Consider the following 21,538-nt stretch of genomic DNA (forward strand, 5'->3'; position numbering starts at 1 on the left):
AGCTGGCGCTTGCCTGTGCTGATTTTAAAAAGGACTTAGGCTTCCACCTCTGCCAATGTCGGGTAATCCACGTAGCCTTCCGGACCGGGAGCGTAGAACTTGCTTGGGTCTGGCTGCTGCAGCTCAGCGTTCTGGGCAAAGCGCTCCACCAGATCCGGGTTGCCAATGAACGGCACTCCGAAGGCCACCATGTCAGCGTCGCCATCGGCAATTACCTGGTTACCTGTCTCCTGTTTAAAGCCTCCGTTGATGATCAGGTTGCCGCTGTACTTCGCGCGGTAGCGCTTGGCCACTTGCGGCTCAATGTGCGGCACATCCTTGTTGGCCGGCGATGCCTCCGTCAAGTGCACGTAGGCCAGGCTATACCTGTTCAGCTGCTCTACAATGTAGTCGAAGGTCGGAATGGTGTCCTCGTTTACGGTGATGCCGAAGCCGCCGTGCATGCTGGGGTTCAGGCGTACACCGATACGGTGCTGCGGCACTACTTCCTTAATGGCATCCAAAACTTCGAACAGGATGCGGGCACGGTTCTTGGCAGAGCCACCGTACTCATCGGTGCGCACGTTGGCAGTGCTCACAAAGAACTGGTGCAACAGGTAGCCATTGGAGGCGTGCACTTCCACCCCGTCAAAACCGGCATCGATGGCGTTACGGGCGGCCAGCTTAAAGTCCTGCACAATCTGCTTTATCTCCGGGATGGTCAGCTCATGCGGCGTAACGGTATCTTTGAAGCCCTCTGGCGTGTAAGCCTTGTCGTTCGGGTTAATGGGCGATGGGGCAACGGGCAGTTTTCCGCCGTGGAAGTCGGGATGCGACATGCGGCCTACGTGCCACAGCTGCGCGAAAATCTTGCCTCCTTCTGCGTGTACAGCCTTGGTTACTTTCTTCCAGCCGGCTACCTGCTCAGCGCTGTGAATGCCGGGCGTGTTGATATACCCTACGGCCTGCTCCGAGATCTGCGTTCCCTCACTGATGATCAACCCGGCGCTGGCACGCTGGGCATAGTAAGTGGCCATCAGGTCGTTGGCAGCGTTGTCTTCGTTATCGGCACGGCTGCGCGTCATAGGCGCCATGATCACACGGTTCTTCAGTTCTAAATCGTGAAGCTTTATGGGTTTTAAAAGTGGTTGTGACATTTTATATGAATTGTTGATTTTTAAATAAATTGTTGATTGTTAAATTGTTAAATGGTTGGATGCACGATTTGAGGCAAATCGGGATTTGCTCTTGCATATCTTTTCAGAATCAGGATCTATAAAATCTTCAAGATTTCCGAAAAGGCTGGGCTAATCCGCTGCCCTCGCTCGCGTCCGGCGAATGTGCGTGATTCAGTGGCGTCCCGCCACTTGTGCCGGAGGCACAAATTACAGCGGCCAGCGTCCGCCATATACCTCACACTCGCGGGACGCGAACGAGGGCTATAATTTTACCTTTCTACCTTTCTAACTTTCTACCTTTCTACCTTTCTACCTTTCTGCCTTCTAAACTTTCTAACTTACCGTATCCCAGTCCGGAGCGAAGGACGGATTGACCACCCGCTGGTTATCCTTTTTCAGCTGATCGATCTGGGCGACGTCTTCTGCTGACAGCTCAAAGTCGAAAATGTTCAGGTTGTCTTTCAATCGCTCCGTTTTGGAAGTTCTGGGTATAGCCATCACACTGTCCTGCTGCACGAGCCAGCGCAGCGATACCTGCACCTCATTCTTGCCGTACTTTTCGCCTATACCTTTCAGGACGGGGTTGCCCAGCACCTTGCCTTGCGCGATCGGGCTGTAGGCCGTCAGCGAAATGCCATGCCCGCGCAGGTAGGTATAGAGCTTCGTCTGGTTGATGAGCGGATGATATTCTACCTGGTTGGTGATGATATCGGCACCGGTGGCCAGCACCTGGTCCAGGAGGGCAGTGGGGTGGTTGCTGACGCCGATGTGTTTGGTGTAGCCTTTGCGCTGGGCTTCCATCAACTGGTCCATGTACTCTGTCACGGGCACATTTGGGTTCGGCCAGTGGATCAGCAACAGGTCCACGCAATCGGTTTTGAGCTGGCGCAGGCTTTCCTTTACTGAGGGCATAAAATCCTTCTTTGAGAGATGCTCCCGGAAAACCTTCGTGGTCAGGAAAATATCGTCGCGGTCTATACCTGAATCCTTGATAGCCGCGCCAACACCCGACTCGTTCTTGTATGCCTGCGCCGTATCAATGTGGCGATAGCCCTCCGAAAGGGCAGCGACCGTTATCTTGCGGGCCAGGTCGTTCTCTAACTGGAAAGTACCCAGGCCTAAAGCAGGTATAGTGGCGCCTTTTATAGTGATATGCTTCATAGTTTTTGTTTCGGTGTGTACATTATTTGTGTATACAAATATCTGAGTAAATTTTTTTTAGCCCCTGAGTTTGTCCAGCAACTTGCTTACCAAGACGGCTTCTTCCTGCGTCAGGCTATGAAAGCGCTGAAAGAAAGCGGGCATTTGCTCGTCTATCTGGTTTAGCAAGTCCATACCTTTGGGGGTCAGTCTTAACTCGATCATGCGGCGGTTGGCCTGGCAGATGTCGCGGGTCACGTAACCTTTCTCGATCAGCTTATCCACCAATCGGGTTACGTTGGAGTTGCGGTCCACCATGCGTTCCTGTACCTCGCCAAAGCAAACAGGCTTCGGCTGCTGCCCACGCACAATGCTGAGCACGTTGTGCTGCTGCAGTGTGAGCCCAAACTGCTTGAAGAAAGGTATAAACTGCTGGTTCAGCCAATTGTTTGTGAACAGCAGATTGACCACCATCCGACGGTGATCGTCCTTAAAGTCTTTCTGCTGTATTTCGTCTTCTATCCGCATAGGCTGGTTGTTGGTGCAAAGTTAAACACGTTGTTTGTATATACAAATGTTATGCCCAAAAAGTTGCCTCGACAGGTTATTTGACTCAAGAACAGAAAGAGAATTTCCCTAGTCCCAGTAAGGTTGCCGGAGTTGCTGGCCGTCTGCTGAGTAAACAACCTCAACCTCTGTGGATTTGCTTTTGAGTATTACCTGATAGGACGTGATGTGGTCTTTTACGAATGCTTCTGCCTCCTCAAGCTGATAGTTTGGGTAGTTTCTGGCGATAGAATGAGCAACGGCTTCGGGTAGTTCTGATGCAGGTATAGCACGTTTGTACTGCGCCAGCTTTCCTGATTGCTGGAAGAGGGCGCTATGCTCAGCGGCATGCACGGTAAAGTCCGCTTCGTAGTCCTGGCCGCTTTTCTCCCAGGCAATATCGAAGGCAAGAGGAAAGGTGGCCAGCAAATTCTGACGCACCTCCAACGGCACCTTTTCGGGTATGACGTCATCATCACAGGAAGTCAGAAGTCCGGCAGAAAGTATGGCGACGATGAGTTGCTGCTTCATAAAAGGCTATAGAGGACAAGTAAGTAATCAAGGCCTAAGATTACAAATTAATTCTGAAGACAATTTGTAGAAGACCTCAATTGTTGTATTCGGTTGTTGATGAGGTCACTAGCCCCAGGTATAAGGGGCGTCGTGGAGAAGGAGGAAATGAAAATAAACTGTTCTTAAGCTACCAGAAATAAAGTAGCCCGGAACGTGTTGCTCCGGGCTTATTTTGTGGGTGTTCATCACAGGTACTTAATCCCAGTAGGCCTGGTCTACCTTTTGGCCGTCGGCCGAGAAGACGAGTTTTTCATCCATGCTGGTCATATGGTCCAGTTCCACCTGATACAAAGTGTCGCCGTTCTGCACGAGCACTTCCGGGTCGTCTATTTTATGGTCAGCGTAGTTCTGGCTGATGGTCGCCCGGATGGCCTCGGGGAGATCAGTTTCAGGTATATCGTACTTATGTTTCAGCACAGTGCCCGATGCGTTGAGCATGGCGTTGTGGTCCACTCTGTCTACATCAAAATCGGCTTCGTAGTCCTCTCCCTTTTTCTCCCAGTCTATACCTGTTGCCTCCGGGAAGCTGCTCAGCAGGGCTTCGCGCACCGTGGCAGGCACGTCCTCGATCTTCATGTCATCATCGTTGCTATCACAGGATAGGAAGGTGCCGGTCATTAAAAGGAATGCAAAAGCGGTTGCTCTCATGGTATTAAGTTTTATGTTTTAAAAAATTACTTATACCTAGTTACTGAGCGATTTTGAAGGAAATCTGGAGGAACGGTGTTTTTACAAATTAATGGGAATAAAAAAGCGACTACTGGTCACCCGCTAGTCGCTTTTTTAATATTTTGAGAGGGGCTATACCTTGCCTAGGCCTCCTGCTCCACTGCTTGCTCCTTCTTCTCAGCCTTGTAAAGCAAAGTAGAGCAATTGTTCGGGTCGAGCACCTGCTTGGCGCAGCGCAGGATGTCCTGCGGGGTGACGGCCTGTATCTTTTCGCCCTCGGTGTTCACGAAGTTCGCGTCGCCGAGCAGTTTACCATAGGCCAGGTTCATGGCGCGGTTCAGGAGCTCGATCTCGGAGAACACAATGGAGGTCTCAGCCTGGTTCTTCACCTTGTTCAGCTCTTCCTCGTCCACCAGCTGCTCCATCAACTCTTTATTAATGGCCTCGATGGCGTCGTTTGCTTCCTGCAGGTCCACCCCTTCGTTGAGTTTGCCCTGAATGATCAGCAGACCCGGTTCGATGGAGCCCGTCACGGAGGCGGAGATGGAGTTGAACAGTTTCTGCTCTTTCACCAGTTGCTCATACAGGCGTGAGGATTTGCCACGGCCCAGAATATCGCTGATCAGGTCGACGGCATAGTAGGCTTCGTGATTGCGGTGCGGCATGTGGTAGGCCTTGTAGATGGCGCTCAACGGCACGTCGGCGCTGGTCTCCAGCACACGCGGTGCCTGCTGCTTCGGCTCATGAGGTATCGCGCGCTCGTATTTCTCGCCGGCAGGTATAGGGCCGAACCATTTTTCGGTCAGCTCCTTCGCTTTTTCGAAGGTCACGTTGCCGGCCACCACCAGGATGGCGTTGCTTGGGGAGTAGTGTTTCCTGTGGAACGCTTTCACGATGTCCATGGTCGCGTCCTCGATGTGCGCGATCTCCTTGCCGATGGTCGCCCACTTGTAAGGGTGCTGTTCGTAGGCCAGCGGGCGCAGCTTGAGCCACACATCGCCATAAGGCTGGTTGAGGTAATTCTGCTTGAACTCCTCTACCACCACCTTGCGCTGCACCTCCAAACCGTGCTCGCTGAAAGCCAGGTCCAGCATGCGGTCCGATTCCAGCCAGAAGCCCGTCTCGATGTTCTGGGCTGGCAGCGAGAGGTAATAGTTGGTGATGTCGGGGCTGGTGAAGGCGTTGTTTTCGCCGCCCACGCGCTGCAGGGGCTCGTCGTATACCGGTATGTTTTTAGAGCCGCTGAACATCAGGTGCTCAAACAGGTGCGCAAAGCCGGTGTGCTGCTCTACCTCGTCGCGGGAGCCCACGTCGTAGAGCACGTTCAGCACGGCCATGGGAGAGGTATGGTCTTCGTGCACGATCACACGCAGGCCGTTATCCAGCGTAAATTCCTCGAAATGTATCATAATCTTCTTCTCTTTAAAGGAAGGCAACCCTTGTTACCTTTGCCTGATTTCTTTCCTGTCATTTCTTTTTCAACAGCTATACCTTGTGCGCTGTTCAATCAAAACCGGCAAACACTTGCAGGCCTGACAGGTTTTCTGTAGCTTTTGCTCTCTTTACGGGCTTTCGGTTGCCGCTTGTTGCGTATGCCGGGGCCGGTAAGGCACGAAGTACCGAACAAATTTATAAATTAGCACCATAATCGGCGGCCTAAGCAAACGTTATGCTGCCATACCACAACGAATTTTTCGCATCACAAGATGAACTATAACCGCAAAGAATACTCCGACGACGAACTGATCGCCTTATATAAAGGTATACTGAAACCCCGCATGATTGAGGAGCGCATGCTCGTGCTGCTGCGCCAGGGCAAAGTGAGCAAGTGGTTTTCAGGTATAGGCCAGGAGGCTATCTCCGTAGGTTCGGCCATGGCCTTGGAGTCAGACGAGTACATTCTGCCGCTGCACCGCAACCTGGGTGTGTTCACGAGCCGCGAAGTGCCGTTGGATAGACTCTTTGCGCAGTTCCAGGGCAAAAAAACGGGCTTCACAAAAGGCCGCGACCGCTCTTTCCACTTCGGCTCTAACGAGCACCACATCGTGGGCATGATCTCGCACCTTGGTCCGCAGCTAGCCGTAGCCGATGGTATAGCCCTGGCAGATTTGCTGGATAACAAGGAGAAGGTGGCGCTGGTGTTCAGCGGCGACGGCGGTGCCTCAGAAGGTGATTTCCACGAAGCGCTGAACGTAGCGGCTGTCTGGAACCTGCCGGTTATTTTCATGATCGAGAACAACGGTTACGGCCTTTCCACGCCGAGCAACGAGCAGTTCAAGTTCAAGCATTTTACTGACAAAGGTCCGGCCTACGGCATAGACGCCCTGCAAATCGACGGCAACAACATCATCGAGGTATACGACACCGTGCGTCAGGCTGCCTACAGCATGCGCAAGAACCCGCGTCCGATGCTGATCGAGGCCATCACCTTCCGCATGCGCGGACACGAAGAGGCCAGTGGTACCAAGTATGTGCCGCAGGAGCTGTTCGAGAAGTGGGCGAAAAAAGACCCGGTGGAGAACTTCGAAAAGTACCTGCTCGACGAAGTGATCCTGACGCCAAAAGCCATCGAAGGTATACGCGAAGAGATCAAAGCCGAGATCGAAGAAGGTCTGCAGACCGCCTTTGCGACACCAATGCCGGAAGCCAACCGCGAAGAGGAACTGGAGGACATGTACCGTCCTTTTGAGCAAGAAGTGATCAAACCTGCTTCAGATGCCAAAACTGAGCGGCGCTATGTAGACGCCATTTCGGACGGACTGCGCCAGAGCATGGAGCGCTATCCGGAACTGGTGCTGATGGGGCAGGACATTGCCGAGTACGGCGGTGTGTTCAAAATAACAGAGGGCTTTGTAGACAAGTTCGGCAAGGACCGTGTGCGCAACACGCCGCTTTGCGAGTCTGCTATACTAGGTATAGGTTTGGGTATGTCGGTGAAGGGCAAGAAGAGCATGGTGGAAATGCAGTTTGCCGACTTTGTGAGTGCTGGTTTCAGCCAGATCGTGAACAACCTGGCCAAGAGCCACTACCGTTGGGGCCAGAACGCCGATGTGGTGGTGCGCATGCCAACAGGCGCCGGCACGGCCGCTGGTCCGTTCCACTCCCAGAGCAACGAGGCCTGGTTCTTCCATACCCCTGGTCTGAAGATCGTGTATCCGTCTTCGCCTTACGATGCCAAGGGTCTGCTGAACGCCGCCATTGAAGACCCGAACCCGGTGATGTACTTTGAGCACAAGCTGCTCTACCGCTCCATCTCGCAGGAGATTCCGGACGATTACTATACTGTCGAGATCGGCAAAGCCAGGCTGGTAGCTGAAGGATCGGATATTTCCATCATCACTTATGGCATGGGCGTGCACTGGGCCAAGCAGCTACAGCAGGAGATGACGGACATCAGCTTCGACATACTCGACCTGCGTTCGCTGCTGCCCTGGGACAAAGAAGCCGTGCGTGATACCGTGGCCCGCACCGGCCGCGTGATTGTACTGCACGAAGACACCATGACGGGCGGTATAGGCGGCGAAATAGCGGCCTGGATCGGCGAGCATTGCTTCGAGCTGCTGGACGGACCGGTGACACGGGTTGCCAGTCTGGACACCGCCGTGCCGTTTGCGCCGCCGCTGGAGCAGGAGTTCCTGCCAAAGCAGCGCCTGCGCGAGAAGGTGGAGAGCATCATGGCGTTTTAGCGGAAATTAAGGGGATTAAGTGTATATTGCTTGTGATGCAGAAAAGTAGATATTGGGTAATGGGCCTGCTGTGCATGGCACTGCTGTTCGGAACGGGCTGCCAGCGCAAGGGTATACCTTGCCCGAAACCTGGGAAAACGGCCAAAGTGTCGGGCAAGAACGCCTCCGGGCTGGAGGCAGTGAGGGTAAACATGGACAAGAACGGACGTGTGAAGAAGAAGCGAATGGGAATTTTTTAAGGGAGCAACCCCTATTCCCGAATTCAGTATAACAACTGTAGACGGAAAGCTGTTATGAAGAAGCTGGGATTTGATAGACAAACGAAACGTTTGCTGGTAATGACAGGGATGCTGCTCTTGGCAGTTGGTCCTGCGTTTGGTCAGATCACCTATACCATGGCAGACAAGCACGGGCGCCTGATGCGCAAAGCACTGCGGGACGCCAATCAGGTAGAGGCGACCACCTACAAGGAAACCCACCTGAACATGGATGCCTATACCTTGAAGAAAGGCGAGTCCGGCAAAGTGCGGAAGCGTCAGGGTTTGTTCAAGCTAAAGCACACTGGCACGAAAGAGGCAGTGCAGCAAGGCCCGGCCGACCGTGACAAAAAGAAATCAAGGCTTTTCCGGAAGAAGGAGAAGTAAACCTAACCCGATAGCAATGAATTGGCATCCGCTAACCAGCGTAGAGCAATTAGATAATATAATTGAAGAGTCGAAGCACACCCCGGTGGTGATATTCAAGCACAGTACGTCATGCTCTATCAGCTCCACTGCCAAAAGCAGACTGGAGCGCCAGTGGGATGGCGCCAGCGTAGACCATATTAAGCCTTACTACCTTGACCTGTTGCGTTACCGCCCGGTTTCAAACGAAATAGCGGAGGTGTTCCAGGTACAGCATCAATCGCCCCAGTTGCTGCTGATCCAGGATGGCATGTGCACGTATGATGCCTCGCACCTGGGCATCAGCATTGACTCTATGAAAAAGAGCCTGGCGGTTTGATACACAGACAGGCCTAGCCGGTAAGCTGTAGTACGCATGATAAGTAGCCCTACCTGCCTGGGGTTTTGTGCCGGGCTGTATGGCTTCGAACGCCTGATGCCTGCCTGCTTTTGGATCTGGCTTTTTGATAGAACATACCTAACCCAAACTGTATAAAGGTGGCTAGAAACCTGGTACTCACACTTGCCATGACGCTGCTGCTGGTGTTGCCGGCAACAGCGCAGTCTGACGATGACTTTAGCAATGAGCTAAGCTACGGCATTAACCTGAACTCGAACGGCGGACTGCTGGGCGGGGCGTTTGTGCGCAGTTCCTGGTTCATGAAAGAGCGGCTCTACCGTTTCGGCGGGCTCGAGATCGTGGAGGTCAAGCATCCGAAAGAGAACAGGCTTTACAACCCGGGCTCCGGCGACCATTTCATTGCAGGCAAGCAGAATCACTTCTTCTCGGTGCGACCGCATTACGGCCTGGAGCATGTGCTGTTCCGCAAGGCCGCCGAGAGCGGTGTGCAGGTGAACGCCTTGGGAGCTGTCGGCCCTTCCCTGGGCTTGCTCATACCTTACTACATACGCTACGACTACGGCAGCGGTCTGGGCAACGACGTGCGCACCGAGGCCTATGACCCCAACAAGCACCTGAGCTTTGAAAACACACTGGGTAACGCCAATGTGCTGACTGGTCTGGGTGAAACTAACCTCAACCTGGGTGTGCATGCCAAGTTAGGTATGAGCTTCGAATACGGCCGTTACCGCGAGAGCATCACAGGTATAGAACTGGGTTTTATGGTGGAGAAATTCTTCAAGGACATGGTCATGATTCCGCAAACCGAAAACTACAGTACCTTCACCTCCGTGTACCTGAACATCTACTACGGCCGCCGCAAATAACAGGCGCCAAGAACATTTCCATGCAATCGTTTGTTGAGAGGGAAGTGCCCCGGGCATAGGCGGTATTGCCTTAATTTCCTGGTGCATTTGCTGAAGTCTTAACGCATTATACCTATCTTTGCAGCATGGATGAAATGATGACACTTCCGGTAATACAACCCAACGCTAAGCCCGAGGGGCTCAATGCCTTGGGTCAGCCCCGCAAGCCAAACTGGCTGCGTGTAAAGCTGCCGGTAGGGAAAGAGTATGCGAAGGTAAGAAACATCGTAGACGAGTATAAGCTGCATACCATCTGTGAGAGCGGTAACTGCCCGAACATGGGCGAGTGCTGGGGAGCCGGCACGGCCACTTTCATGATTCTGGGCAATGTGTGTACGCGCAGCTGCTCTTTCTGTGCCGTGGCCACGGGCCGCCCTAACGAATACGACGTAGACGAGCCGCGCCGCGTAGCCGAAGCCATTCAGTTGATGGGCGTGAAGCACGCCGTGATCACCTCTGTTAACCGCGACGAACTGAAAGACCGCGGTGCCGCCATCTGGCACGAGACCGTGCGCATGGTAAAAGAACTTTCTCCTGCCACCACCATCGAGACCCTCATACCTGATGTGAAAGCCAGCTGGGACGCGCTGATCACGATGATCTCGCCGGGTCAGGAAGTGGTTTCGCACAACGTGGAAACGGTAAAAGAGCTTTACCGTCGCGTGCGACCGCAGGCCAAGTACGAGCGCAGCATCGAGCAGATCCGCCGCACCAAGGAATATGGCAAGCGCACCAAAACCGGCATCATGCTGGGCCTGGGCGAAACGCGCGAGCAGGTATACCAGGCCATGGATGACCTGGCTGCCAACGGTTGCGACATCCTGACACTGGGCCAATACCTGCAGCCAACCAAGCTGCACATCGAGGTGGCTGAGTTCATTCACCCCGATCTGTTTGAGCATTACCGTGAAGAGGGCCTGAAAAGAGGAATCAAATATGTAGAGTCGGGCCCGTTGGTGCGTTCATCGTACCACGCTGAGCGTCATGTGAATGTGTAAAATAAATCGTGTATAAACTTTTAAAGAATTTTTAGAAAGTTTTTATTCAATACTTGGAGTGCCCTATTGAGCAGCAAAAATCAATAGGGCACTTTTTTATTGCACTGTTTCCCTTCCCTAAATTTCCCTATTTTAATTAAGATTTTTTCAGTTCCTTTGCCCACCGATATAACAAAAGGTGTATAAAATAAGCATTCCTGCAACCAAAGGACGTTTAATTAGTATATCTAGATATTCAAGTAATAATACACCCTTATATGCGCATATTGGAATCTTTGCACTGGAAATCCTCTCTTCTGAAAAAAATATTGACCTCTATTATATTAGAATAGTATTACACAATCGCTGTTATAACATTTTATTCCAAGCTATATATTGTATTTTTTATATTGCACTAAACTTATCTTCAATATATAAGTATCAGGATATAGTAAAAATTTATGGAAATACTTTTATATTTATGCCTGATTTATTACGCTTTTTTACATATTTCCTATGAGTAGAATTCTACTGCTTCTCACCCTTTTTCTGACTGCGACCAACACCCTTAGCTTTGGGCAGACGGAAATCAACCTGGGCCGCGTAAACAGGTTCATTGCATTGGCCAATGAACAGATTGTCGTTAAAGGCCCAGAAAAAACATGGATCCGTGGTGACATCGGCATCAGTCCCGGCAAGGTCATTATCGGAGAAGAATTTCTTGAAGTAACTGGTAAGAAAGAGAAAGGAACTGAAATAGCGGCGGAGGCGATGGCTGACGCCAACAGGCTGTATCAGGAACTGATGGGCCTTCAGGAGATAGAAAACCTAAACCCCGACTTAGGAAACGGACGCGAGATATACCCTGGTGTTTACAACATCATGGGTAATGCCACCATTAGTGGTATTTCGCTGCTGGTGACGCAAGATGGCAGCTCTCCCATCTTCGTATTCAAGATCAGCGGTAACTTAAGAGTAAACCCAGGCGCCCTTAGCCTTTCCGGTGTGGGGGTTGAAACCAAGAATATTTACTGGGTTGTCGACGGTGACGTGGAGATTCAGGCCCCGAGTAGCTTGTACGGCAACATTATTGCCACAGGCGACATCACCTTTGGCAAGGGCGTTTCGCTTTATGGCCGGGCCATCTCACTAGGCGGCACTATCTATTTCGAAAACAACCCGACGGTGCTGCAGAACGTGACAAACGCCGACCTGACGGTAAGTAAAATCGTTGACACCAAGGACGTGTCGCTGGGCGCACGCGTGACCTATACCATTACGGCTAAAAATAACGGTCCGGGTATTGCCCGCAATGTGGCCGTGAAGGAGCGCATACCGTCCGGATTGAAACTGGTGGAAGTAAAGCCTGCCACAAAAGGAACTTACGACCAGGTGAAGAACGAATGGGTAATCGGCGACATGGGGGTGTTCGAAACCCAAACCCTCCGCCTGGTATTTGAAGTGACCGGTACCGGTAATATCACAAACGAAGTCATCATCATCGGTGATGATCCGGACCCGAATCCGAATGACGACAAGGACGACGAAGAGATCGTGCTGCCAAACCTGAGCCTGACCAAGCGCATCGTCGATCCTAAAACGAGCTATAACCTGGGCGACGTGGTTGCCTACGAGATAAAGATCGTCAACACATCTTCAAAAGAGGAGACGAACATAAATGTAAGGGAGCAACTGGCAAGCGGACTGAAGTATGTACGCCATGATGCGACGCCAGGCACTACCTATACCCCCGCCACGGGCATTTATAACATCCCGGCGCTGGCAGGCAATGCCTCTGCTACGCTGATCGTATATGCCGAGATCGTGAGCACGGGCAACATCCGCAACGTAGCCACCATCATCGACCGCCCTGATGACAAGGATCCGGATGATGACGAAGACGAGGTAGAGATTGTCCTGCCTGACCTGGGTATCACAAAGAAACTGATTGATCCGAAGGAAAAGTACATGGTAAACGATGTACTGGCTTTCGAGATCAAGGTAACGAACAACGCCTCCACGCCTCAGACCAATGTAAATGTACGGGAGCAGTTGCCGAAGGAGCTGGCTTTTGTAAGGTATACAGCCACCAGCGGGACTACTTATGATGCCGCGACAGGTATCTACAACATCCCGACGCTGGCCGGCAAAGCTTCCGCCACACTGATTGTCTATGCCAAGATCGTGGGTACGGGAGCCATTCGTAACGTGGCCACCATCACCGACCGCACGCCGGACAACGACAAGGACCCGGACAACGATGAAGACGAGGTAGAAATCATCCTGCCAGACCTGGGCGTAACCAAAGAACTGGTTAACGGCAAGGCGGAATATATGGTGGGCGACATGGTGCAGTACCGCATTGTGGTGACAAACAATGGCGCCAAAGCCGAGAAAAACATCGTAGTAGGCGAGAAGCTGCCTGAAGGCCTTCGCCTAGTAGACTTTACTGTGAGCAACGGCGCTTCTTACGATCCGGCGACTGGCGCTTTCAAGATTCCTTCGCTGGAGGCAAAGGCAGCGGCCGAGCTTGTGATCAACGCCCAGTTAATGAAGGCGGGCCAGGTGCGCAATGTGGTGCGCATCATCGGCAAAGATCCTGTAAACCCGACCGACCCAACTGACCCGACTGACCCGACCGATCCGAACAATCCGGGAAATCCTGGCGACTCTGATCCGGACAACGACGAAGACGAAGTGGTGATCCCGGAAGTGAAATGCAGTCCAAACATTGCCCTGTCCTTTGTAGATGCACCAACCTCGGTATGCCGCGGTGGCGAGCTCACGTTCAAAGCAACCTCAGACGTAATCGGCGGTACCTATACCTGGACACTGCCAGCAGGCTGGAAAACGGTAAGCAAATCAGCTGACGGTAGCACGATCACCGTTACGGCAGGCACCACACTGAATGCCCAGACGGTAAAAGTAACCGTGAACACACAGTGTAAGGATGTTAACAAGACTGCCGAAACCACGATTAATGTGATCGGCGAGCCAGCTGGAGTAGCGATTACAGGAGAGACTGCCCTGTGCTTCAACACCACCACAGGTATAGCGCTGAGCGCCGCATCTGTAGAAGGGCTTACCTACAAGTGGACCCTGGACAGCAACCTCGAGTTTGTAGAAGGCACAAACGATGCCGGCACCAGCGTGAGTGTTCGTCCGAAAGGCCAGAGCCTGCTCGGCGGCAAGGTATACCTGACCGTGACCAATGCCTGCGGCTTCAGCACCAGAACCGAGAAGGTGCTGATCGTGACGCCTACGCCGGCTATACCTACTGCTATTGTAGGCAACCTGGATCTGTGCGAAGGAGAGGAATCAACTTTCAGCACGCCAGTAGTAACCGGTGCAACCAGCTATACCTGGACTTTCCCGGCAGCTGACTGGACGGTTGTGAGTGAAACGGAGAATGGCAGAGTAATAAAAGTGAAAGTTGGCAAAACAGGAGGTCCGATCACGGTGAAAGCCGGTAATGACTGTAATGTAAGCGCAGCTTTCGAAGTGAAAGCAAAAGTGACCTTGAAACCGGTCGCGCCATCTATTGCGAGCACCGCCACAACGGGCTGTATCGGCGCCACGCTTACCTTCAGCATCCAGTCACCGGAAGCAGGTATGACCTATACCTGGGCAGTGCCGCAGGGCTGGAGCGCCGACAAACTGACGGGTACCAGCATTAACGTGACGGTAGGTGAGACGAGCGGAGACATAGAAGTGTACGCCACCAACACCGTGAAAAACTGCGGTGCAGGCGCTGTAACTAAGCTGGCTGTTTCACCATCGCTGAAGCCGGCAACTCCGGGAACGATCAAGAGCAACATGAACGTATGCCTCAACAGCACTGGCAACGCCTTCAGCATCGAAGCTGTACCTGGCGCGACCACTTACGAGTGGGAAGCAAACGGCGGCCTGACGATAGAAGGAACCAGCAACGGCACAAGCATTACTGTAAAAGCTGCCGAAACGGGCGGTACTGTGCGGGTGCGAGCCATCAACGATTGCGGCATCAGCGACTGGTCTAGCCTGAACATTGACATCACAATGCCTCCTGCTCCTGTTACCCGTATTACGGACAACAGCAGCGTGTGCGAAGGTCTGATCTACACCGCCGATCCGGTAGAAGGAGCGACCTCTTATACCTGGACGGTAACTGAGGGCTTCACCATCGAGTCTGGTCAGGGCACTGCTACCATCAAGGTTAAAGCCAACAGCCCAACGGCAACCGGCCGCGTGAGTGTGATCGCCTACAACGGCAGCTGCGCAGGCTCGGCAGAGTACAGCATCGACATGGACGCCAAATTAGCAGACGGTCAGCTGGACTTCCCGAAAGCCTTTAGCCCGAACGGCGACGGCAAGAATGACGAGTGGCTGGTGAAGAACCTGGACAAGTTCCCGGACAACGAAATGGTGATTTTCAACCGCTGGGGCTCTGAGGTGTTCAAGCAGAAGAGCTACAAGAACGACTGGGCCGCCAAGGGACTGGAACAAGGTACTTACTTCTACAAAGTAAGGGTGAAGCTATGCGATGGCAAGTACCAGGACTACACCGGCTACGTGACCATTTTCCGATAAGCGAGTGCATTCATTAGAAAATTTTATTACCATGAGAATACTTTATACCCTGCTGGCGCTACTCTTCACCTTTGCCGCGAACGCCCAGCAAAACCCGCAGTACTCGCAGTACATCTTCAACAGTATGGCCATCAACCCGGCCTATACCGGCACCAAAGGTGTGCTCAACATCAACGCTTTCCACCGTTCGCAGTGGACAGGTATAGACGGGGCGCCCACGACGCAGGCGCTGAGCGTGGACGGCCTGACCAGCCACGAGCGCCTGGGCCTGGGCCTGAACTTCACCCGCGATAAGATCGGTGCCTATTCTACTACTTCGGCTTATGCCAATGCGGCGGCCCGTGTGTCGGTGAGCGCCCGCGGAACGCTAAGCTTAGGTATAGCAGCCGGTGTGGTGCAGAGCGTGGTGGATGGATCCGAGCTAGGTATAGTAGATGATCCGAGCATACCGGCCGGCAAGGATGTGTTTTATCGTCCGGATGTGAAACTGGGTGTCTATTTTAACACGACGCGTTTCTACGCTGGCCTCTCTGCCTCTGACCTGATCCAATACAAAGATGTATTCCAGATCGAGCCGGTTCGCCACTACTACTTCACCACAGGCTATGTGTTTGATGTGAGCAATTTTGTGAAGCTGAAGCCAAGTGTGCTGATCAAGGAAGACTTTAATGCACCTGCCAACGTGGACCTGAACGGCTTTGTGCTGCTGGGCGACCGCCTGTGGCTGGGCAGTTCTTACCGCACCAGTATGAACCTGTTCAACAAAAATGAGGAAGCCGACCCTGTGACGAAGCGCACGGCCATGGCCCTGATCGCGGAACTGCAAGTGACCAACGCCCTGCGCCTGGGTTACTCCTACGACCGCATGCTCAACGACCTAAATGGTTTTCACTCACACGAGATCTCAGTAGGTTACTACTTCTTTAAGAAGCAGGACACGAAAATGCTGACGCCGCAATACTTTTAATATTAGCTCTTACCGCATATGAATTTCAGACATATACCCTTATACCTTACCGCTGCCCTGTTGCTGGGCGCCGCCCCTGTAGCCCAAGCGCAGCAGGAGCTTCGCAAGGCAAACAAGCACTACGAAAAGTTTGAATTTGCGCTGGCTCTAGAGCAGTACAAAAAAGCAGCAGAGAAGCGCAAGCCGGATGTGAAGACAGCCGAGCGCATTGCCGACTCTTACCGCCTGACACGCCAGGCCGTGGAAGCGGAGCGCTGGTATGCCCAGGTGGTGGCCATGCCAGGCCGCGATCCGCAGAACATTTACCACTATGCAGAGGCGCTGCGCAGCAACGGCAAGTACGAAGAAGCCAAGCAGCAGTACATGCTGTGGGCCGAAGAAGTGGCGGACGTAGAGGAGCGTGCCCAATACCTGATGGCCTCATGCGACAAAGCCATGAACTGGATAAACCAGAAAATGCCACTGGCCGAAGTACAGCGCCTGAGCGGACTGAACGCCCAGGGCTTCTCTGACTTCAGTCCGATGAACTACGGCAAAGACGCGATCATCTTCACATCAGATCGTGGGGTAGATCAAGCAGGGAAACCCACCGGCACCTACGGCTGGACTGGTCGCCCTTACCTGCAGCTCTTTATGGCTAGCCGCGATGGTGAAGGCAACTGGGGCAAGCCCACGGCACTGCACGAAATGATCAACGACCAGTACCACAACGCCACGGCATCGGCCACGGAAGACGGTCAAACGCTATACTTCACCCGTACCCAACTGGTGCAGCAGCGCAAGTCCGGCAACTCCGACCCGACCAGCTGGGTGGACAAGTCGCAGGTGCAGGAGTACATCAACCGTCTGGAGATTTACTCATCTCAAAGACGCGGCACTACCTGGACAGAGATCAAGCCATTTGCTTTTAATAATGTAACAGAATACTCCGTAGGTCATCCGGCCCTATCGCCTGACGGCAAGATCATGTACTTCGTGTCGGATATGCCGGGCGGTGTGGGCGAGACGGACATCTACTATACCTTGCGCCAGCCGGACGGCAGCTGGGGAGAGCCTGTGAATGCCGGTATCCTGATCAATACGCCGGGTCGCGAGAGCTTTCCTTATGTAGACCAGAATGGCAAACTGTACTTCTCGTCCGATGGGCACATGGGCATGGGCGGTCTGGACGTTTTCGCTGCAGAGGGCAAACACGCTGCCTGGACGGCCGTGAACAACATGGGCCACCCGATCAACTCGTCGAAGAACGACTACGGCATCATGTTCAATGAAGACGAGGAAACCGGCCTGCTATCGTCTAACCGCGAAAGCAGCAACGGTACCGATGATATCTACAGCTTCAAAGTGCTGCAAAAGCCAGTTGTGATAGCAGTGACCACGCTTGAGCGCAAGCAGAACGAGCAAAAGAAAAACGTGCAGCTGCCTCTGCCACAGGTGCAACTCCTGATCGCGCAGCAGAACCAAAATGACAGCAGCACAGTCTTGACAAACACAAAAGGGCAGTACTTTATGGATGGCCGTAAAGGGAACTCATACGTTATGCAGGGCTCCAAGCAAGGCTTCCTGAACCAGCACGCGCTGGTGGTCGTGCCGAAAACCGCTCCGGATACCCTACAGGTAGCCATGGTGTTCGACCGCGACGAGAAGAACGTGGCCATTGTGCTGGAGAACATCTACTACGACCTGGACAAGTGGGATATCCGTTCGGATGCAGCCAAAGAGCTCGATAAGCTGGCCGAAGTGCTGGTGGCGAACCCGACGATCAAGATTGAGCTGAGCTCCCATACCGATAGCCGTGAAAGCATGAAGTACAACCAGGTGCTTTCAGAGCGCAGAGCCCAGGCTGCCGTAGACTATCTGATTGGGAAAGGTATAGCCAAAGACAGACTGACTGCCAAAGGTTACGGTAAGACAAGGCTGGTGAACAAGTGTACCGATGGGGTGTCTTGTCCGGAGGAAATGCACCAGCAAAACAGAAGAACCGAGTTCCGAATAAAGTAAGAACTCCCTTCATAGATCTTTATTTCATTAGCTTTCATAGTTTGGAAAGGCTCCGCAGATTCTACGGAGCCTTTTTTCATTTGTAGCTTTCAGAAGGTTTAGTGTTTGTTGGGCCGATGGTTGCCGCGGGAGAAAATCATGTTAAGGCTTGGGTTGCGAATGGCGTATACCTGGACTGATCGCCGGGTCATTCTTGTCTTCTATAGGTATATGAACTGCTATAGTCAGCGCTTTTCCGACAGAGACAATTTATAATAAGATGTAGCCGAATGCCAGCGCTGCTTGTTGCAGTCCGACAGAGAAGCGTGATTCCTGCATAATTTTAACCCTTTTAGGGTATAACCCGTTTTGTTAGCAGCTAACTTGCACTCATGAATCCCATACTACTCCCGTTACGCCTCTGCTTTTTGACTTACCTGATGCTGCTGCCCTTGCTGAGTTATGCTCAGCAACAGGTTACAGGTCAGGTACTGCGTGCCCAGACCCGCCAGGCACTCGAAGGCGTGACCATCACGGCCAATAGCGGCGAGCAAACCCTGACCAACGCCTCCGGCCGCTTCGAGCTGTCAGTAGCAGACCAGGCGACTTTCATTTTAATCTCGCACATCGGATTCAAGCCCGATACGGTTTTACTGGAGCGTTTCCTGCCAGGTAGAGCACTACAGGTATACCTACAGCCGTCAGCAGCCAGTCTAACGGAAGTGGTGGTAACGGGATATGAAAGCAACCGGCCTTTGCTGGAAACGGCCGGTGCCATCAGTATCATCGATCGGGATGTGATCGAGCGATTTGACGAAAGTTCTTTGGTACGGGCTGTGAATACCGTGCCGGGGGTGCGCATGGAGGAGCGGGCTACGGCCAGTTACCGCCTTTCTATCAGGGGTAGCAGTTTGCGATCTCCTTATGGAATTCGAAACGTGAAGGTATACCTGGGAGAGATTCCATTCACCGAATCGAACGGCATTACGAACCTAAACCTACTGGATGCGGCTAACTTCAGCAAAATGGAAATTCTGAAAGGCCCGACGGGAAGCATTTACGGAGCGGGCACTGGCGGCACGGTGCTGCTTGAGCCCCGTAGGGCGTCTCCCGGGGAGAAGACTCTTCAGGTAGGCACAACGCTCGGCTCTTTCGGCCTGCAGCGCTATACCGCCAGCGCGAGTGTAGGCAGTGAGAAGCAAAGCCTATACCTGCAGTACACCCGCCAGCAACTCGACGGCTACCGGGAGCAATCGGGTATGGACCGCGAAACACTGCTGCTCACATCCATTTTCAATCCATCTGAGAAGAGCACCATCCAGGCCAACCTGATTTACTCCGATCTGTTTTACCAGCTGCCAGGCGGACTGACGCGGGAGCAATTTGAGCAGAACCCGCGACAGGCCCGAGGTGGGATGTTCGGGAGCGTGGCGCAAAATGCCTCCATGAACCAGCAAGGTATAAACCTCGGCCTGTCGCAGGAGTACCGCTTCAGTGACAGCTGGAAGAACACAACAGCGCTGTATGGCCTTTTCAGGTATAGAGACCACCCCTTCAACACCGACTACGAGCGCAACACCAACCAGGAGTATGGTGCGCGTAGCCGTTTTGTGTACAATACCAAATTGGGTGAGGTAGGAACGACACTCACGTTTGGGGGCGAATACCAACGCGGTTTTGAAGCGGCCCGCACCTACGACAACAACCGCGGACGCACCGACTCGCTGCGTACCGACGATGAAGTACTGGCTAAGACCGGCTTACTTTTCACGCAGGCTGAGTTTGAACTGCCCGGCAACTGGATCGCGACGGCTGCCCTCAGTCTGAACGACACCAGGTATGAGATCACGCGCCTGCACCGGGCTCCGGCTGGCGGTCCTTACCAGTATACCCGCGACTTCAGTGCCGTGCTTTCGCCGCGTGTGGCTTTGCTCAAGCGCCTGACCGACCAGGTGTCGGTGCACGGTAGCGTAAGCGCGGGTTTCTCGCCACCCTCTGAAGAAGAACTGCTCACATCTGACGGTGCCCTGAACCAGGAGCTGGAAGCGGAGAAAGGCATCAACTACGAGGCAGGTATACGCGGCTATACCTTGGGCAGGAAACTGAGTTTTGATGTGGTGGCTTTCCACTTCCGGCTACGCGAGACGATTGCGAGTCGGCAGGATTTGTCTAGTATAGCCGTGTTCCGCAATGTAGGCGCGACTTTGCAAAGTGGAGTTGAAACCGCCCTGGGCTATACCTTGCTCGAAGATGCGACGCGGCCTGTGAGTTTACTCAAGGTATGGAGCAGCTATACCTACAGCCATTTCCGCTTCCGCGATTATCAAAAAGACGACACCGACCTAAGCGGCAACCAGCTTACCGGCGTGGCCCCGCATACCTTAACTGCCGGCCTCGACCTGGCCACCCGCTTTGGGCTATACCTATACCTAACGGCCAACTATGTAGACGAGATTCCGCTCACCGACGAGAACACGGTGTATGCCGATGCCTACTTGGTAGCGGGAGCGCGGCTCGGTTTAAAACGTGAACTGGGTGGTCATTTTGCACTGGACGTATTTGCCGGTTCCGAAAACCTGACAGATCAGCAGTATAGCCTGGGCAACGACCTGAACGCTTTTGGCGGACGCTACTTTCAACCTGCTTCCCCCCGAAGCTATTACGGTGGCTTTAGTCTGTCATTCCGCCTGTAAACTACTGCCTGGGTGGCTGGTTGGGTGGGTATAGCGACAAGATGCTGATGATGGACCTCCTGATCTTACCTTCGTCCGTCTGCGTTGCCACAATTTCGCCTTCTGCCACGCCGCGCCAAACCAGTTCGTTGGTGCTGGCTGAGACAAGGTCAATCAGCATGGTGCCGGGCGTGTACTGGCCCACGGGTCTGTAGTCAGGGAAATCGGTGGTGTTGTAATTGGAGCGATAGCCAAACCAGTAGGCATAACCGAAGTCAGGCGAAGCAGTAGCAGCGTCCTGCGCTACCGACACATCATAGGCAACCAGCAGATCCGGACTCTCTACATCGAGTGTCAGGCCTTTCTTAACCAGCTCTGCTGCGATCGCGTCGCGTATTCGCCTATCCAGCAGTGGCTCGTACAGGTTGGGGTCAGCAGAGGTGTTGGCCATTTCCGGCTCCAGCAGTGCAAACGTCTGGTATATCTGGAAATCCACGCTGCGGTCATAAGCACTGTCCGCTACTATAGAAGGTATACAACCGCTTAAGCCGATCAGAAAGACAGGTATAAGGTATAGCCAATGGCTTAGGTTAGGTATGGCGTTTCGCATAAGGCTGTTGGTTTAGGTACAGTATCGTGACTACAACAGGTATACGGTGCGAGGTAGGCAGTAG

Annotated in this window: 17 protein-coding genes; 10 read left to right on the forward strand and 7 right to left on the reverse strand. The window is 53.1% G+C overall.

All coding sequences use genetic code 11. The features are described 5' to 3' along the window. Positions 1 to 35: 35 nt before the first annotated feature. The 6 genes from IEV97_RS08050 to IEV97_RS08075 form a co-directional block, all read right to left on the reverse strand. Positions 36 to 1,136 carry an alkene reductase gene (locus tag IEV97_RS08050; RefSeq protein WP_188500976.1) on the reverse strand — a complete coding sequence of 367 codons (1,101 nt, stop codon included), beginning with the start codon at positions 1,134 to 1,136 and terminating at the stop codon, positions 36 to 38. A gap of 354 nt (positions 1,137 to 1,490) precedes the next feature. After that, positions 1,491 to 2,318 (reverse strand): aldo/keto reductase, encoded by an 828-nt coding sequence (locus tag IEV97_RS08055; protein WP_188500977.1) that lies wholly within the window; start codon positions 2,316 to 2,318, stop codon positions 1,491 to 1,493. A gap of 57 nt (positions 2,319 to 2,375) precedes the next feature. Beyond that, positions 2,376 to 2,825, reverse strand: coding sequence for a MarR family winged helix-turn-helix transcriptional regulator (locus IEV97_RS08060; protein ID WP_188500978.1), 450 nt, complete (start codon positions 2,823 to 2,825; stop codon positions 2,376 to 2,378). A 108-nt stretch (positions 2,826 to 2,933) separates the two neighbouring features. Beyond that, the gene (locus tag IEV97_RS08065) at positions 2,934 to 3,374 is read right to left on the reverse strand and encodes a PepSY-like domain-containing protein (protein WP_188500979.1); all 441 of its coding nucleotides are present in this window, start codon (positions 3,372 to 3,374) and stop codon (positions 2,934 to 2,936) included. A gap of 237 nt (positions 3,375 to 3,611) precedes the next feature. Beyond that, entirely contained in the window at positions 3,612 to 4,064 is a 453-nt protein-coding gene (locus tag IEV97_RS08070; RefSeq protein ID WP_229733849.1) for a PepSY-like domain-containing protein, read from the reverse strand. 164 nt (positions 4,065 to 4,228) lie between these two features. Next, positions 4,229 to 5,494, reverse strand: a complete 1,266-nt coding sequence (locus IEV97_RS08075) for a M16 family metallopeptidase (RefSeq protein WP_188500980.1) — start codon at positions 5,492 to 5,494, stop codon at positions 4,229 to 4,231. Positions 5,495 to 5,791: 297 nt separating this feature from the next. On the opposite strand from IEV97_RS08075, the gene IEV97_RS08080 reads away from it, so the two are divergent. From IEV97_RS08080 to IEV97_RS08125, 10 genes are all read left to right on the forward strand, one after another. Then, the gene (locus IEV97_RS08080) at positions 5,792 to 7,771 is read left to right on the forward strand and encodes an alpha-ketoacid dehydrogenase subunit alpha/beta (protein WP_188500981.1); all 1,980 of its coding nucleotides are present in this window, start codon (positions 5,792 to 5,794) and stop codon (positions 7,769 to 7,771) included. Positions 7,772 to 7,806: 35 nt separating this feature from the next. Continuing rightward, on the forward strand, positions 7,807 to 8,010 hold the full coding sequence (locus tag IEV97_RS08085) for a hypothetical protein (RefSeq protein ID WP_188500982.1): 204 nt from the start codon (positions 7,807 to 7,809) through the stop codon (positions 8,008 to 8,010). Positions 8,011 to 8,064: 54 nt separating this feature from the next. Beyond that, positions 8,065 to 8,415, forward strand: a complete 351-nt coding sequence (locus IEV97_RS08090) for a hypothetical protein (RefSeq protein ID WP_188500983.1) — start codon at positions 8,065 to 8,067, stop codon at positions 8,413 to 8,415. Positions 8,416 to 8,431: 16 nt separating this feature from the next. Continuing rightward, complete coding sequence (gene ytxJ / locus IEV97_RS08095; RefSeq protein ID WP_188500984.1) at positions 8,432 to 8,773, forward strand: bacillithiol system redox-active protein YtxJ; 342 nt, start codon at positions 8,432 to 8,434, stop codon at positions 8,771 to 8,773. 158 nt (positions 8,774 to 8,931) lie between these two features. Then, positions 8,932 to 9,660: a hypothetical protein gene (locus tag IEV97_RS08100; protein ID WP_229733850.1), complete on the forward strand. Its 729-nt coding sequence runs from the start codon at positions 8,932 to 8,934 to the stop codon at positions 9,658 to 9,660. Between the two features lie 134 nt (positions 9,661 to 9,794). Continuing rightward, positions 9,795 to 10,697: a lipoyl synthase gene (gene lipA, locus IEV97_RS08105; RefSeq protein ID WP_229733858.1), complete on the forward strand. Its 903-nt coding sequence runs from the start codon at positions 9,795 to 9,797 to the stop codon at positions 10,695 to 10,697. 495 nt (positions 10,698 to 11,192) lie between these two features. Next, entirely contained in the window at positions 11,193 to 15,245 is a 4,053-nt protein-coding gene (locus tag IEV97_RS08110) for a PKD-like domain-containing protein (protein WP_188500985.1), read from the forward strand. Between the two features lie 31 nt (positions 15,246 to 15,276). Then, positions 15,277 to 16,212, forward strand: a complete 936-nt coding sequence (locus IEV97_RS08115; RefSeq protein WP_076667884.1) for a PorP/SprF family type IX secretion system membrane protein — start codon at positions 15,277 to 15,279, stop codon at positions 16,210 to 16,212. A gap of 18 nt (positions 16,213 to 16,230) precedes the next feature. Beyond that, on the forward strand, positions 16,231 to 18,213 hold the full coding sequence (locus IEV97_RS08120; RefSeq protein WP_188500986.1) for an OmpA family protein: 1,983 nt from the start codon (positions 16,231 to 16,233) through the stop codon (positions 18,211 to 18,213). Positions 18,214 to 18,584: 371 nt separating this feature from the next. After that, positions 18,585 to 20,885 carry a TonB-dependent receptor domain-containing protein gene (locus tag IEV97_RS08125; protein ID WP_229733851.1) on the forward strand — a complete coding sequence of 767 codons (2,301 nt, stop codon included), beginning with the start codon at positions 18,585 to 18,587 and terminating at the stop codon, positions 20,883 to 20,885. Position 20,886: 1 nt separating this feature from the next. Here the strand turns inward: IEV97_RS08125 and IEV97_RS08130 are convergent, their stop codons facing one another. After that, the gene (locus IEV97_RS08130; RefSeq protein ID WP_188500987.1) at positions 20,887 to 21,474 is read right to left on the reverse strand and encodes a DUF4136 domain-containing protein; all 588 of its coding nucleotides are present in this window, start codon (positions 21,472 to 21,474) and stop codon (positions 20,887 to 20,889) included. Positions 21,475 to 21,538 lie beyond the last annotated feature (64 nt).

This window comes from Pontibacter amylolyticus (assembly GCF_014638845.1).
Classification (GTDB): domain Bacteria; phylum Bacteroidota; class Bacteroidia; order Cytophagales; family Hymenobacteraceae; genus Pontibacter; species Pontibacter amylolyticus.